Raw genomic sequence first — 14,654 nt, forward strand, 5'->3', positions numbered from 1 at the left:
TCCTTATGACTGGTGCGAACGCACCGACAGCAGCCGCTGCACCACGCAGAACACGAACAGCAGCGCACCGATGACGATCCTGGTCCACCACGAGCTGAGCGTGCCGTCGAAGGCGATCAAGGTCTGGATCGTGCCCAGCACCAGCACGCCGGACAGCGCGCCGGCCACGTAGCCGTAGCCGCCGGTGAGCAGCGTGCCGCCGATGACGACGGCGGCAATCGCATCCAGTTCCGTGCCCTGCGCATGCTGGCCGTACCCGGACAGCATGTAGAACGCGAACAGCACGCCGCCCAGCGCCGCGCAGAAGCCGGAGAACGCGTAGACCAGCACCTTGGTGCGCCCCACGGCCAGGCCCATCATCAGTGCCGACTGCTCGTTGCCGCCGATGGCGTACACGGCGCGGCCGAAGGCGCTGCGGCGCGACACCCAGATGGCAATCGCCAGCACGATCAGCGCAATCGCCGCGCCGGGCGAGATGAACCCGCCGACCAGCGGCACCTGCGTCTGCGAGGCAGCCACGAACAGCGGATCGTCGATCGTGATCGATTCGATGCTGATCAGGTAGCACAGGCCCCGCGCCAGGAACATGCCGGCCAGCGTGACGATGAACGGCTGCAGCTGGAAATAGTGAATGAGGGCGCCCTGCGCGGCACCGAACACGGCGCCCAGCACCAGCACGGCCAGGATCACGGCGGCGGGTGGCCAGTGCGCGGTATGGAGCAGCCACGCGGCCACCATCGTCGTCAGTGCCAGCACGGAGCCGACCGACAGGTCGATGCCGCCGGCCAGGATGACGAAGCCCATGCCGACGGCGATGACGAGCAGGTGCGCGTTATCGATCAGCAGGTTCAGCATCACCTGCTCGGACAGGAAACCGGGATACGCGGCGCCGCCGGCCGCCAGCAGCACGACCAGCAGCAGCACGGTGACGAGGGACGTGAACCACGGCGCGCTCATGATGCCGGCACCGGCCGGCGCCGCGCCCGAAGTGACGCTTGCAGTATTCATTTCCGCCTCTTCCACAATTGCTGGAACCCGGCCGACTGCGACAGGCAGACGGCAAACACGACGATCGCCTTGACGACCATGTTCACTTCCGGCGGCACGCCCAGCGAGTAGATCGTCCACGTGAGCGTTTGGATGATCAGCGCGCCGATCATGCTGCCGGCCAGGCTGAACTTGCCGCCCGCCAGCGACGTGCCGCCCAGCGTGACGGCCAGGATCGCGTCGAGCTCCAGCATCAGGCCCGCGTTGTTGGCGTCCGCGCTCTTGATGTTCGAGCTGATCATCAGCCCGGCCATGCCCGCGCACAGGGAGCAGAACACGTAGACGAGGAAGATCAGCGTGGCGGTGCGGATGCCCGCCAGCCGCGCGGCCACCGGGTTGATGCCGACGGTCTGGATGAACAGGCCCAGCGCCGTCTTCTTCAGCAGCAGGCCCACCACCAGCAGCACGGCCAGCACCACCCATAGCGCGAACGGCAATCCGAGCAGGTAGCCGCTGCCGAGGAAGAAGAACGGCTGATAATAGACGGTGACGATCTGGCCATCCGTCAGCAGCTGCGCCAGGCCGCGGCCGGCCACCATCAGGATCAGCGTGGCGACGATCGGCTGGAGCTTCAGGCCGGCGACCAGCGCGCCGTTCCACGCGCCGCACAGCAGCGCGGCACCGAGGGCGGCGGCCAGCGCCAGCGGCATCGGCGTGTTGGCCACGTATTCGGGCACGCCATTGTTCATCACCATCGTGCCGCCGATCAGCATCGCCGCGACGGTGCCGGACAGGGCGACGACGGCACCCACCGAGATGTCGATGCCGCGCGTGGCGATCACCAGCGTCATGCCCAGCGCGGCCAGCATCAGCGGCGCGGCGCGGTTCAGGATGTCGATCAGCGGACCGTACAGGTGCCCGTCCTTGATCTCCAGCTTCAGGAAACCGGGAATGAACAGGATGTCGAGCGCCAGCAGCACCGCCAGCGCCAGCACGGGTTTGAGCAGCGGGTGCGATAGCAGATTCGAGCGGCGCTGCGGCACCGCGGGACGTTCCGGCGCGGGTGGAACGACCTTCAGCTGCGGTGCCGTCATGCCGCTTCTCCGGCGATCACCTGCAGCACCGTGGCGTCATCGAGCTCGCCGCGCACGTACTCGCCGCATTTGGCGCGGTCGCGCAGTACCACCATGCGGTCGCTGCAGCGCAGCACCTCCGGCAGTTCGGACGAGATGAACAGCACGGACATGCCCTTGCGGCACAGCGCCGTCACGTAGTCCATGATTTCCCCCTTGGCGCGCACGTCGATGCCGCGCGTGGGTTCGTCGAGGATCATCAGTTTCGGATTCGTCGCCAGCCAGCGCGCCAGCAGCACCTTCTGCTGGTTGCCGCCGGACAGGGAGCCGATCGGGGTTTCGATGCTGGCCGTCTTGATGCCCAGCCATTGCACATAGTCTTGCGCCAGCTGCTGCTGGCGCTTGAACGGAATCGCCCGCAGCACGCCGGCCTGCGCCTGCAGCGCCAGGATCAGGTTCTCGCGCACGGACAGGGACAGGATGGCGCCTTCATGCTTGCGGTCTTCCGAGCAGAAGCCGATGCCGGCGGCGATCGCGTCGCGCGGCGTGTCGAAGGTCTTCGTGTTGCCACCGATCGCGATGGCGCCGCTGTCGGCCTGGTCCGCGCCGAACAGCAGGCGTGCTAGTTCCGTGCGGCCGGAGCCCAGCAGGCCCACCAGGCCCAGCACTTCGCCTTCGCGGATGTCGATATCGAGCGGCTGCAGTGCGCCCTTGCGGCCCAGGCCCTGCGCAGCCAGCAGCGTGGCGCCGCCCTGGTGGCCCGGCGCCTGTCCGGTGGCGTCCTGCGCACCCTGCGCGGCCGTGCCCACCATCTTGTTGACGAGGGCCAGGCGCGACAGCTCGCTGGCCAGGTACTCGCCTTCCCGCTCGCCGTTGCGCATCACCGTGATGCGGTCCGAGATCGCGTAGGTCTGCTCCAGGAAGTGCGTGACGAACAGGATCGCCATGCCCTGCCCGCGCAGCCGGCGCAGCACGCGGAACAGCAGCTGCACCTCCGCTTCGTCCAGGCTGGAGGTGGGTTCGTCGAGGATCAGTACCTTCGCCGAGATATTGAGCGCACGCGAGATCGCCACCATCTGCTGGATCGCCAGCGGGTAGCGGGCCAGCGGCTGCGTCACGTCGATGTCGATCTCCAGCTGAAGCAGCAGTTCGGTCGCCTGCGCCCGCATGGCCTTCCAGTCCACGCCGAACCAGGTGCGCGGATAGCGGCCGATGAAGATGTTCTCGGCCACGGACAGGTTCGGGCACAGGTTCACTTCCTGGTACACCGTGGAGATGCCCAGCTGCTGCGCTTCCAGCGTGGAGGCGGGACGGACGTCCTCCCCATCGAGCCGGATCGTGCCGGCATCCGGCGTGTAGACGCCCGTCAGCACCTTGATCAGCGTGGACTTGCCGGCGCCGTTCTGGCCCATCAGCGTGTGCACCTCGCCCGGATACAGGCGCAGGCCCGCCTCGGACAGCGCCTTCACGCCGGGGAACGCCTTGTGGATGCCCGCCAGCTCCAGGACCGGGCCCGGCGCCGCATTCGTGTTCGTCACCATCGGGCGACTCAGTATTTCCGGTTCGGGAATTCCTTCGCCGCGATCTCGGCGGGGAACACGCGCTCCTCGGTGACGATGCGCTTGGCGATCGGCTTGCCGGCCACGACATCCTTCGCCGCCTGCATCAGCTGGGGACCGAGCAGCGGGCTGCATTCGACGGACACGTTCAGCTTCCCGGCGATCATCGCCTCGAACGCGCCGCGCACGCCGTCGATCGACACGATGGCGATGTCCTTGCCCGGCTTCAGGCCCGCTTCCTCGATGGCCTGGATCGCGCCGATGGCCATGTCGTCGTTGTGGGCGAACAGCACGTTGATGCTCCTGCCGTGCGCCTTCAGGAACGCTTCCATCACTTCCTTGCCCTTGGCGCGCGTGAATTCGCCGGTCTGCGTGCGCAGCACCTTCAGCTGGGGATTGCCCTTGATGACTTCATCGAAGCCGGCCTTGCGGTCGATCGCCGGCGCCGAACCGACGGTACCCTGCAGCTCGACGATATTGAGCGTTTTACCCGGCTGCTTTTTTGCGTAGTCCACCAGCCAGCGGCCGGCCTTGCGGCCTTCCTCGACGAAGTCCGAACCGATCAGCGTCACGTACAGCGACTTGTCGGCCACGTTCACGTCGCGGTCGGTCAGGATGACGGGGATCTTCGCGGCCTTCGCTTCGCGCAGCACCGTGTCCCAGCCCGATTCGACGACCGGCGAGAACGCGATCACGTCCACCTTCTGGGCGATGAACGAGCGGATGGCCTTCACCTGGTTTTCCTGGCGCTGCTGCGCATCGGCGAACTTGAGCGTGACGCCGGCCTGCTTGGCGGCGGCCTTGATCGAGACGGTGTTCGCGGTGCGCCATTCGCTTTCGGCGCCCACCTGCGAGAAGCCGATGACGAGGGGTTTGGCGGCCAGGGCCGGGAGGGTGGTGAAGGCGCCGGCCATCAGGAAGGCGGCGGCGGCGATGAAGGTCCTGCGCTGTGCGGTCATGCGGTGTCTCCGTTACTTGTGTTCGACAATGTATGCGGCCAATGCGATGCCGGGTATGCGTGAGCATCCCGGCTTGTTGCGGCTATGGTAGAAGAAATTGCCATGTCAAACCAATATATTTTTATTGGTGAAGCATATCTTTTTTGTTATCGGGGAAATAATCATCCGCGTGAGCGAAACGATGCGCAAAGCAGGAGCAAAGTGAGGTCTAGCGCAGCAGGGCCAGCCCGTACAGGGGTCCGGCGACCGAGCCTTGTCGCGCGACGAATCGGACCTCGAACTTGCCGGATTTTGCTTCCTTGAGCGGCACGTCGCGGGTGTAGAACGGCTGCGGTGCCTGCGTGATCGTGACCGTTTCCAGGAGCTCCCCATCGCGGAGGACGTCGAACGTGCGGCCCGCGTCGGCCGAAGCGAACGTCAGGCGCAGCACCTTCGCTTCGCCCTTGCGGTCGTTCAGCACGTAGCTGAACCAGCCGGTGGCGCGGCGCCAGTGGCGCACACCGTCGATGCCCGACGCTTCACCTTCGCCCTGGAAGCCGTGATCCGATTCGGGCTGCTGTTCGCCCGGGGCCACCTTGTCGATCGTGCGCTTGGCCAGCTCGAGGCGTTCCACCTCGCCGCGTGCGGTGGCCTCGCGCAACGCCGTGTAGTTGGCCGGCGTGGACTGCTGCCAGTACATCGTGTAGCGCGCGTCGTGCAGGCGGAAGAACGGGATCAGGCGCAGGTTCGGCGCGCCTTGCGGGCCGCGGATCAGGCCGGGCGCCGTGAAGGTCAGCGGCTGGCCGTTCACCGGCTGGATGCGGCTCGTGAAATCCTGCGCATCGCTGACGAACATGGGCGCCGCCTCCAGCGGGCAGATCTGGCCATGGGCGATATGGCCCATGCGCGAGCCGTCGGCCAGGTAGTTCAGCTTCTCGTCCTTGAACGGCGCCGTCCTGGCGGCCAGCACGATGGGGCCGTGCAGCACGGCATACCAGTTCGACTTGTCCGGCATCTGCTCCAGGCGCGTCGTCATCGGCAGCGTCAGTTCGACCGTGTCGCCGTCGCGCCAGGCCCGGTCGACCTGCACGTAGCCATCGCCATCGGCCTGCGCCGCAACCGTGTCGCCATTGACGTTGACCTGCAAGGCACCGGGCGCCACCCAGGCGGGGTAGCGCAGCTTCATCGCGAACTTGGCGTTGCCGTGCACGGTGATGCGGGTGGTTTCTTCGTCGGGGAAGGCGGTGGCCTGGGTGATGCGCACGCCCCTCTGCTGCCAGTAAAGCTCGGACGGAATGAACAGGTTCACGAACAGGGCATCGGCCTCCTGCGCGTAGATGAACTGGCCGTACTTCGCGTGGCTCTCGATGCCGGAGCCCACGCAGCACCACATGCCCTCGTCCACCTGCGAGTAGACCCGGTAGTGGTTCGGGCGCAGCGGCGTGAAGTAGACGAAGCCGCCCGTGTCGGGACGCTGCGAGGCGAGGATGTGGTTGTACAGCGCGCGCTCATAGTAGTCGCCGTAGCGCGACTGGGGCCGGTCGCGGAACAGCAGCTCGGTGAGCTTGAGCATATTGTAGGTATTGCAGGTCTCGGGACCTTCCACCTCGTCGATCATCGACGAGAAATCGCCGCTGTCGTGGAAGTGTTCCTTGACGCTGTTGCCGCCGGTGGCCACGGTGCGCCGGTCGACCACCGTCTGCCAGAAGAACTGCGCGGCCTTCTGCAGCTTCGGATCGTGGGTCAGCGTGCCGATGCGCTCGAAGCCGATCACTTTCGGGATCTGCGTGTTGGCGTGCAGGCCGGTCAGGCGGTCCTCGTGGCGCATCAGCGGATCGAGGACGGCGCGATGGGAAAAACGCTGCGCCAGGTCGAGGTATTTGCGCTCGCCGGTGATCCCGGCCACGTCCGCCAGCACCTCGTTCATGCCGCCGTGTTCGGCCTTGAGCATCTGCTGCATCTGCGCATCGGTCAGGCTCGATGTCAGCTTCAGCGCCCAGTCGGACAGCGCGACCAGCATCGCCTTCGCGTCTTCGTTCCTGCCGATCTTGTACGCGTCCCGCAGGCCGGCAAAGGTCTTGTGCAGGTTGTACCAGGGGACCCACTTGCCGTTGACGGCGAAGCTGTCGGCGCGCAGGTCGCCGGCCGCGATCTGGCGCCACGCGTCGCGACCACCGGGGATGCCGCCGAGATAGCCGTCGCCGCCCGCCTGCTGGCACCGTTTCAGCTCGCGCACGAAGTAGTCGAGGCGCTCCTTCACCTTGGGATCGCCGGTCGCCGCATGCATCAGCGCCAGCGCGGACAGGTAGTGGCCGCCCATATGGCCATCCAGGCCGCTGGACTCCCAGTTGCCATACGACTGCTTCACGGCCGGCACGCCCGCCTCGCGGCGGAACGGCGCCAGCAGGCGGTCGGCATCGAGCGCCAGCAGGTAGCGCAGGTCCGTCTGCTGGGCGGCGAGGAAGGGGCTGGCGGTCAGGCGCACATCCTGCAGCGCAAACAGCTCCGCCGCCCCCGCCTGCGCCGCCGCACCCAGCGTCGCCAGCAGCGTCAGTTTCAGTAACGGTTTCATCGTGATCCTTACGGCTCAGCCCGTGTCCACCTCGGGGTCAACCCCTTTTTCGGACACGGACTCAACAGTGATGCGGCTGAGCTCGTGTCCGATTTCGGGGTTGACCCCATGGTGGACACGGGCTCGGCTGTGGCGTTGGCCTTGGGCGTTACTCGACGGCGCCGACGACAACCGACTTGGCTGGCAGCTTCACCGTCAGCTTGCCGCCGGCGGCCTGGGCGGCGTACGACGTCGGCTTCACCGCGTTCGGTGCGGCGAACGTATTGTGCGCGTCGGTGGCGTCGGCGGTCAGCAGCTGGCCGGTGAACCGGGCCGGGACGGCGGCGCCGCTGACGTCCACCGTCACCTCGGTCGCCTTGTTCGGATCCGTGTTGACCAGCGCGACATACAGCTTGCCATCCGTGCCGCGCGCGGCCGAGACGCTCACCTGCGCCACCGCTTCCGTGCCGGACGTGTAGGCCGCATTGTTCTGCAGCGTGGCCGGCAGCGACGTGGCGCCCTGGAACGGCACGTACATGCGGAAGGCGTGGTACGTGGGCGTGAGCACCATCTTGTCCTTGTCGGTCAGGATCATCGCCTGCAGCACGTTGACCATCTGGGCGATGTTCGTCATGCGCACGCGGTCGGCATGCTCGTGGAAGATGTTGAAGTTCAGTGCTGCCACCACCGCATCGCGCAGGCTGTTCTGCTGCAGCAGGAAGCCGGTATTGGTGCCCTTCTCGACGTCATACCAGGTGCCCCACTCGTCCACGTACAGGCCCACCTTCTTCTGCGGATCGTTCTTGTCCATCACCGCCTTGTTCGCGCGGATCATGCCGTCCATCTTCAGCGTGTTCCGGATGGTGCTGAACCACTCGCTTTCCGGGAAGCCCGTCGCGGCGCCCTTCACGGCCCATTTGCCGGTGGGGATCGTGTAGTAGTGGAAGCTGATGCCGTCGATGTTCTTCTTGATGTCGCGCGACAGCACGTTCGACCAGGTCGTGTCGTTGTCGTTGCCGCCGCTGGCGATGAATTTCGGGCGGGCTTCCGGCGGCGTCTTCAGGAAGGCCGTGGTGGTCTTGTACAGGCTCGCGTAGGTCTCGGGCGTCATCTCGCCGCCGCAGCCCCAGGCCTCGTTGCCGACGGCGAAATAGTCCAGCTTCCACGGCTTGTCGCGGCCGTTCTTGCGGCGCAGCTGCGCCAGGGTCGACTTCGAGTCCGAGGTCATATACTCCACCCACTCGCTCATCTCCTGCGCCGAACCGGTGCCCAGATTGCCGTTGACGTAGACCTGCGCGCCCAGCTGCTCGGCCAGCTCGAAGAACTCGTGCGTGCCGACGGCGTTGTCTTCCTCGACGCCGCCCCAGTTGGTATTGACCTTCACGGGACGTTTGCTGCGCGGGCCGATGCCGTCGCGCCAGTGGTATTCGTCGGCAAAGCAGCCGCCCGGCCAGCGCACCAGCGGCACGTGCAGCGCCTTCAATGCGCCGATGACGTCCTTGCGCCAGCCTTTCACGTTCGGAATCTTCGACTCCGGCCCCACCCACATGCCGCCATAGATGCCGGTGCCGAGATGCTCGGCAAACTGGCCATACACGTTCTTGTCGATCACGGGACCGGGCTTGCCGGCATCGATGGTCACGGCAACCTGCGCATAGGCGCCGCCGCAAAGGGTCAGCGCAAGCGCCAGGACGGTACGTTGGAACATGGGTGGAGTCTCCTTTGATTTTATTGGATTTACTAAGGTCCAGTCCGTGTCCTGGTGCCAGGCCCCAGGACATGGACTCGGCTGTTGATGCTAGATCCAGCCGGCGTCGACGACGAAGTCCTGGCCGGTGCACATGGCGCTGTCGTCGGCGCCCAGGAACAGGATCATGGCGGCCACGTCGTGCGGCATCAGCTTGCCGGGCAGGCACTGGGCGCGCCTGATTTCCGCTTCGCCGGCCTCGTCCAGCCACAGGTCGACCTGCCGCTGCGTCATCACCCAGCCGGGCGTGACGGTGTTGACGCGGATGCCGTGCGGGCCGAAGTCGCGCGCCAGGCAGCGCGTCAGGCCCGTCACGGCCGCCTTCGTGGTGCCGTACACGGGATAGCCCGGGTTCTTGGCGTGGAACGACATCGAGCTGATATTGATGATCGAGCCGCCGCCCTTCTTCTTCATCCCCGCCAGCACGGACTGGCAGGTGAAGAACATGGGACGCTGGTTGATGGCGATGCGCTCGTTCCAGTACTCCAGCGTCACGTCCTCGGCGTTGTGCCGCTGGTCGTTGGCGGCATTGTTGACGAGGATGTCGAAGTCGCCGATCTGCGCGGCGAAGCCGGTGATCGTCTGCTGCAGCGCCGGGATATCGGTGATGTCGGTGGCGCGGAACAGCGGCGCCGGATGGCCGGCCGCGGCGATGCGCGCGACCAGCGCCTCGCTCGCTTCCACGGCGATGTCCACGAACGCCACCAAGGCGCCCTGCTGCGCGAACGCCTCGACGATCGCCTCGCCGATGCCGCTGCCGCCGCCCGTGACGAACACGCGCTTGCCGCGCAGGCTGCCGTACGTGGCGGGCACCTTCACGCTGCCGCTCACAGCGCCCGGACCTGGCCGGAGGAAGCCTCCGCCACGGCCAGCGTATTGCGCAGCGGGGGACCGAAGGCCGCGACCTCGATCTCGAACGTCTCGCCCGGCTGCACCGAGATATTGTCCGCGAAGCTCAGGGTGGCCGTGCCGAAGAAGTGGATGTGCACGTCGCCGGGACGCTTGAACAGGCCGTACTTGAAGTGGTGGTGCTCCAGGTTGGCGATCGTGTGCGACATGTTCTGCTCGCCGCTGAGGAACGGCTTCTCCCAGCGCACGGTGCCATCGGCCGCCAGCACGCGCGACGTGCCCTGCACGTGGGCCGGCAGTTCGCCCACCAGCAGGCCGGCGCCCACGCCGCAGGCGCGCAGCTTCGAATGCGCCAGGTACAGGTAGTTCTGGCGCTCCGTCACGTGGTCGGAAAACTCGTTCCCGATCGCGAAGCCCACGCGGTACGGCTGGCCATCGTCGCCGATGACGTACAGGCCGGCGATCTCCGGCTCCTCGCCGCCATCGAGGGCGAAGTCCGGCATCGTCAGCGCCTCGCCGCTGGCCGAGACGATCGAGCCGTCGCCTTTATAGAACCACTCGGGCTGTACGCCAACGCTGCCTGCCGCCGGCTTGCCGCCTTCCACGCCGAGACGGAACATCTTCATCGAGTCCGACAGAGTCTCGACGTCGCCGCCGATCTTCTTGTGCATCGCATCGCGCGCGTCGGCGCTGCCCAGGTGCGTGAGGCCCGTGCCGGTGACATAGGTGTGCGCGTCGTCCTCATGGTCGAGCGGAACCAGCGGCGTCACGTCCGCGAAGTTCACGGTCGTCGAACCGGCGGCGGCCTGCGCCAGCGCGGCCAGCGTCTGCTTGCCTGCGATCGCGGCTCGCGCCAGCGCGTAGGTGGTGGTGTAGCCATCGATCACGCGCAGCGTGTCGTTCTCGAGGATGCCGACGTGGCGCGCACCCTCCTTGTTCTTGAATTGGACCAGCAACATGGAAGTCTCCTGAAGGCCGCCCACATGACGGCGGCCTGCTTCGAATAGTAATCTTTAATGCGAATGCTTCGGCACGGCCGAACCGCGCGAGCCAACGAGGAAGTCGAAGTCGCAGCCTTCGTCGGCCTGCAGCACGCGCTCCACATACAGCTGCGCGTAGCCCGACTTCGGCAGGTCGACCTTGACTTCGGCACGGGCGGCCTGGCGCTGCGCCATCTCTTCGTCCGTGATCTCCAGGTCGAGGCGGCCACCGGCACAGTCCAGCGACACGATGTCGCCATCGCGCACGATCCCCAGCGGCCCGCCGGCCATCGCTTCCGGCGCCACGTGCAGCACCACGGTGCCATACGCCGTGCCGCTCATGCGCGCGTCCGAGATGCGCACCATGTCCTTGATGCCCTTGGCGAGGAGCTTCGGCGGCAGGCCCATATTGCCCACTTCCGCCATGCCCGGATAGCCTTTCGGGCCGCAGTTCTTCATCACCAGCACGCAGTTTTCATCGACATCCAGGTCCGGGTCGAGGATGCGCGTCTTGTAGTGGTCGAAGTCCTCGAAGACGATGGCGCGGCCCCGGTGCTGCATCAGGTGCGGCGACGCGGCGGATGGTTTCAGCACGGCGCCGCGCGGCGCCAGGTTGCCGCGCAGGATGCAGATGCCGCCATCGGCGATCAAAGGCTTGTCCAGCGGACGGATCACTTCATCGTCGTAGATCGGCGCGTCGTGGGTGTTCTCCCACAGCGTCTTGCCGTTGACGGTGAGCGCATCCTTGTGCGGCAGCAGGCCACCCTCGCCCAGCCGGCGCAGCACGGCAGGCAGGCCGCCGGCGTAATAAAACTCTTCCATCAGGAAGCGGCCCGATGGCAGCAGGTCGACGACCGTCGGCGTGCCGCGGCCCACGCGGGTCCAGTCTTCCAGTTCGAGGTCGACGCCGATGCGGCCGGCAATGGCCTTCAGGTGGATCACGGCATTCGTCGATCCGCCGATCGCGGCGTTCACGCGGATGGCGTTCTCGAACGCTTCGCGGGTCAGGATCTTGGAGAGGCGCAGGTCTTCCCACACCATCTCGACGATGCGCATGCCGGACATATGGGCCAGCACGTAGCGGCGCGCATCCACGGCGGGAATCGCGGCATTGTGCGGCAGCGAGGTACCCAGCGACTCGGCCATGCAGGCCATCGTGGAGGCCGTGCCCATCGTGTTGCAGGTGCCGGCCGAGCGCGAGTGGCCCGCCTCGGCGGCCAGGAAATCGTGCATCGAGATCTCGCCCGCCTTCACCTGCTCGTGCAGCTGCCAGACGGCGGTACCGGAACCGATGCTCTTACCGTTCAGCTTACCGTTCAGCATCGGGCCGCCCGTGACGACGATGGCCGGCACGTCGCACGACGCGGCGCCCATCAGCAGCGCCGGCGTGGTCTTGTCGCAGCCGACCAGCAGCACCACGGCATCCATCGGATTGCCGCGGATCGATTCCTCGACATCCATCGAGGCCAGGTTACGGGTCAGCATGGCCGTCGGACGCAGGTTCGACTCGCCATTCGAAAACACGGGAAATTCGACGGGCCAGCCGCCGGCTTCGATGATGCCCTTCTTGACGTGCTCCGCGAGCTTGCGGAAATGGGCGTTGCACGGGGTCAGCTCGGACCAGGTGTTGCAGATGCCGATGATCGGCTTGCCCTGGAATTCGTGATCGGGAATCCCCTGGTTCTTCATCCAGCTGCGGTACATGAAACCGTTCTTGTCCTGCGTGCCGAACCATTCGGCCGAGCGCAGCTTGACCTTCTTCTTTTCCTCAGACATCGTTCCTCCGGTGTTGTGCTGGGCCCGGCGAATGGCTGTCCCCACCGAGCTGCGATGGCGTGATGTTAAAGAGTGAAACGATTCCCGGCAAATAATAAATTTCGCAGCTGGGATACTGGAAAAGGTATCGATCCACGCATGTAGACATCGGGACAGCCTCTATTTTCGGGAAACATTCCCGAAAATAGGTGGCTGTCCCCGATGGCTCATGCCGTGACGGTGAACCGGAACAGCGACCGCGTCGAATAGACCTCGCCCGGCCGCAGGATGGTGTTCGGGTATTCGGGACGGTTCGGCGAGTCGGGGAAGTGCTGCGGTTCCAGGCACAGCGCTTCGCGGCGGCCGTACTGCACGCCCTTGCCGGTGAGCGTCCCGTCCAGGAAATTCCCGGTGTAGAACTGCACGCCCGGCTCCTGCGTGTACAGCTCCAGCCCGCGGCCGGACACGGGTTCGCGCACCGTGGCGGCCAGGCTGAGCGCGCCCGGCGCCGGCTTGTTCAGCACGAAGTTATGGTCGTAGCCCTGGCCGTTGCGCAGCTGCTCGTCGTCCGCATCGATCAGCGCGCCCACCGTGCGCGGCGTGCGGAAGTCGAACGGCGTGCCGGCCACCGGGGCCAGCGGACCGAGGGGAATCGACGTGGCATCGATCGGCACGTAGCGGTCGGCGTGGATCGTCACCTCGTGATCCAGCACCGTGCCGCTGCCGGCCAGGTTGAAGTAGGCATGCTGGGTGAGGTTGACGGGCGTGGCCTGGTCCGTCGTGGCGCGGAAGATCACCAGCAGCTCGTTGTCGTCGTTCAGCTCGTACGTGACCGTCACGTCCAGCTGGCCGGGATAGCCCTGGTCGCCGTCCGGGCTGGTGTGCGTCAGCGTCAGGCCGACGGTCAGGTCGGTCGTGAATGGCGCGGCGTGCCAGATCACCTTGTCGAAGCCGGTCACGCCGCCATGCAGGTGGTTCGGGCCGTTGTTGGTGTCCAGCTGCACCGTGCGGCCGTCCAGCGTGAAGCGGCCGGCGGCGATGCGGTTGCCGTAGCGGCCGATCAGCGCGCCGAAGTACGGGCTGTCGCCAAAGTACGGCTCGGGGGTCTCGAAGCCGAAGGTCACGTCGGCCAGCCTGCCGTCGCGGTCCGGTACCTCGATGGCGGTGATGATGGCGCCCCAGTTGGTGACCTTGACCACCATGCCGGTGCGGTTGCGCAGCGTATAAAGGCTCAGCGGCTCGCCGTCCGGCGCATGGCCGAAGGGTCCCTGTTCGATTGTCAGTTCCATCGCTGTGATTTCATCCTTCTCGCTTCAGATGTTGGCAAAACGCGATTATGCCCGAACCGGCAGGGGTGGCGGCGCGCACTGCCGCGCATCCGGCCGGTACCCTGATCCCCCGAAAGGGGCAACGGCCGGCCGGGGCAGCCTCCTGCCGCCCGGCCGCGTGTAAGATGCCGCATCGGCGCCGCGGCGCGGGCGGAGGGGAGACAAGGATGGAGCGCCAGATGAACGATGCAGCAGCCGCCACGCCGGTGCGCGTGATGGTGGTGGACGACCATCCGCTGCTGCGCGAGGGACTTGCCGCCGTGCTGTCGATCGACCCGCGGTTCACGCTGGTGGCCGAGGCGGGCGACGGCCGCAGCGCCGTCGAGCAGTTCGTGCGCCACCGGCCGGACGTGACGCTGATGGACCTGCAGATGCCCGTCATGAACGGCCTGGAGGCCATCGTGGCGATCCGCGAGATCGCGCCGCAGGCCCGCATCATCGTGCTGACGACCTACAAGGGCGACGTGCAGGTACTGCGCGCGCTGCGCTCGGGCGCGATGGGCTATCTTCTGAAAAGCTCGCTGCGCACGGAACTGGCCGAGGCGATCGCGCGCGTGCATGCCGGCCAGCGCCACATCCCGCCGGAGATCGCCGTCGAGCTGGCGGCCCATATCGATGCGGACAAGCTGTCGGCCCGCGAGACGGAAGTGCTGGCCCTGGTCGCGGACGGCAATTCCAACAAGCGCGTGGCGCAGGCGCTCGGCATTGCCGAGGAGACCGTCAAGGCCCACATGAGCACCGTGCTGGGCAAGCTGGGGGCGCGCGACCGCACGCATGCGGTCACGATCGCGATCCGCCGCGGGATCCTGGAACCGTAGCCGGCCCGCGTCGGGTGCACGCGGCAAGCTGCGGCATATCGGCCATCCACCGCAAACAGAACACAGAAG

At 66.5% G+C, this 14,654-nt stretch carries 11 protein-coding genes; 1 reads left to right on the forward strand and 10 read right to left on the reverse strand.

What is annotated here, in order from left to right; all coding sequences use genetic code 11:
- Positions 1–3: 3 nt before the first annotated feature.
- The 10 genes from yjfF to IP91_RS09205 all read right to left on the reverse strand — a co-directional run bounded on the left by yjfF (position 4) and on the right by IP91_RS09205 (position 13,728).
- The gene (gene yjfF / locus IP91_RS09160; protein WP_371860604.1) at positions 4–1,008 is read right to left on the reverse strand and encodes a galactofuranose ABC transporter, permease protein YjfF; all 1,005 of its coding nucleotides are present in this window, start codon (positions 1,006–1,008) and stop codon (positions 4–6) included.
- Entirely contained in the window at positions 1,005–2,081 is a 1,077-nt protein-coding gene (locus tag IP91_RS09165; RefSeq protein WP_145648623.1) for an ABC transporter permease, read from the reverse strand. The genes yjfF and IP91_RS09165 overlap by 4 nt, the downstream gene beginning before the upstream one ends.
- Positions 2,078–3,601: a sugar ABC transporter ATP-binding protein gene (locus IP91_RS09170; RefSeq protein ID WP_145648624.1), complete on the reverse strand. Its 1,524-nt coding sequence runs from the start codon at positions 3,599–3,601 to the stop codon at positions 2,078–2,080. The genes IP91_RS09165 and IP91_RS09170 overlap by 4 nt, the downstream gene beginning before the upstream one ends.
- A gap of 8 nt (positions 3,602–3,609) precedes the next feature.
- On the reverse strand, positions 3,610–4,578 hold the full coding sequence (locus IP91_RS09175; protein WP_145648625.1) for an ABC transporter substrate-binding protein: 969 nt from the start codon (positions 4,576–4,578) through the stop codon (positions 3,610–3,612).
- Positions 4,579–4,786: 208 nt separating this feature from the next.
- Positions 4,787–7,129: a glycoside hydrolase family 127 protein gene (locus IP91_RS09180; RefSeq protein ID WP_145648626.1), complete on the reverse strand. Its 2,343-nt coding sequence runs from the start codon at positions 7,127–7,129 to the stop codon at positions 4,787–4,789.
- Between the two features lie 148 nt (positions 7,130–7,277).
- Positions 7,278–8,816 (reverse strand): alpha-N-arabinofuranosidase, encoded by a 1,539-nt coding sequence (locus IP91_RS09185; protein WP_145648627.1) that lies wholly within the window; start codon positions 8,814–8,816, stop codon positions 7,278–7,280.
- 90 nt (positions 8,817–8,906) lie between these two features.
- Positions 8,907–9,686: an SDR family NAD(P)-dependent oxidoreductase gene (locus IP91_RS09190; RefSeq protein ID WP_371860605.1), complete on the reverse strand. Its 780-nt coding sequence runs from the start codon at positions 9,684–9,686 to the stop codon at positions 8,907–8,909.
- Positions 9,683–10,663 carry an AraD1 family protein gene (gene araD1 / locus IP91_RS09195; protein WP_145648629.1) on the reverse strand — a complete coding sequence of 327 codons (981 nt, stop codon included), beginning with the start codon at positions 10,661–10,663 and terminating at the stop codon, positions 9,683–9,685. The genes IP91_RS09190 and araD1 overlap by 4 nt, the downstream gene beginning before the upstream one ends.
- A gap of 54 nt (positions 10,664–10,717) precedes the next feature.
- The gene (locus IP91_RS09200; protein WP_145648630.1) at positions 10,718–12,460 is read right to left on the reverse strand and encodes an IlvD/Edd family dehydratase; all 1,743 of its coding nucleotides are present in this window, start codon (positions 12,458–12,460) and stop codon (positions 10,718–10,720) included.
- 206 nt (positions 12,461–12,666) lie between these two features.
- Positions 12,667–13,728 carry an aldose epimerase family protein gene (locus tag IP91_RS09205; RefSeq protein WP_145648631.1) on the reverse strand — a complete coding sequence of 354 codons (1,062 nt, stop codon included), beginning with the start codon at positions 13,726–13,728 and terminating at the stop codon, positions 12,667–12,669.
- Positions 13,729–13,946: 218 nt separating this feature from the next.
- Here IP91_RS09205 and IP91_RS09210 point away from each other — a divergent pair, with 218 nt between their 5' ends.
- The gene (locus IP91_RS09210; protein WP_229474172.1) at positions 13,947–14,585 is read left to right on the forward strand and encodes a response regulator; all 639 of its coding nucleotides are present in this window, start codon (positions 13,947–13,949) and stop codon (positions 14,583–14,585) included.
- The last annotated feature ends 69 nt before the right edge of the window (positions 14,586–14,654 follow it).

It is taken from the genome of Pseudoduganella lurida, assembly GCF_007830455.1.
GTDB lineage: Bacteria > Pseudomonadota > Gammaproteobacteria > Burkholderiales > Burkholderiaceae_D > Rugamonas > Rugamonas lurida.

What these genes read in the sequence shown, in the direction of transcription:
- yjfF (WP_371860604.1), bottom strand. Translation starts at nt 1,008, where the DNA reads ATGAATACTGCAAGCGTCACTTCGGGCGCGGCGCCGGCCGGTGCCGGC.
- IP91_RS09165 (WP_145648623.1), bottom strand. Translation starts at nt 2,081, where the DNA reads ATGACGGCACCGCAGCTGAAGGTCGTTCCACCCGCGCCGGAACGTCCC.
- IP91_RS09170 (WP_145648624.1), bottom strand. Translation starts at nt 3,601, where the DNA reads ATGGTGACGAACACGAATGCGGCGCCGGGCCCGGTCCTGGAGCTGGCG.
- IP91_RS09175 (WP_145648625.1), bottom strand. Translation starts at nt 4,578, where the DNA reads ATGACCGCACAGCGCAGGACCTTCATCGCCGCCGCCGCCTTCCTGATG.
- IP91_RS09180 (WP_145648626.1), bottom strand. Translation starts at nt 7,129, where the DNA reads ATGAAACCGTTACTGAAACTGACGCTGCTGGCGACGCTGGGTGCGGCG.
- IP91_RS09185 (WP_145648627.1), bottom strand. Translation starts at nt 8,816, where the DNA reads ATGTTCCAACGTACCGTCCTGGCGCTTGCGCTGACCCTTTGCGGCGGC.
- araD1 (WP_145648629.1), bottom strand. Translation starts at nt 10,663, where the DNA reads ATGTTGCTGGTCCAATTCAAGAACAAGGAGGGTGCGCGCCACGTCGGC.
- IP91_RS09200 (WP_145648630.1), bottom strand. Translation starts at nt 12,460, where the DNA reads ATGTCTGAGGAAAAGAAGAAGGTCAAGCTGCGCTCGGCCGAATGGTTC.
- IP91_RS09205 (WP_145648631.1), bottom strand. Translation starts at nt 13,728, where the DNA reads ATGGAACTGACAATCGAACAGGGACCCTTCGGCCATGCGCCGGACGGC.
- IP91_RS09210 (WP_229474172.1), top strand. Translation starts at nt 13,947, where the DNA reads ATGAACGATGCAGCAGCCGCCACGCCGGTGCGCGTGATGGTGGTGGAC.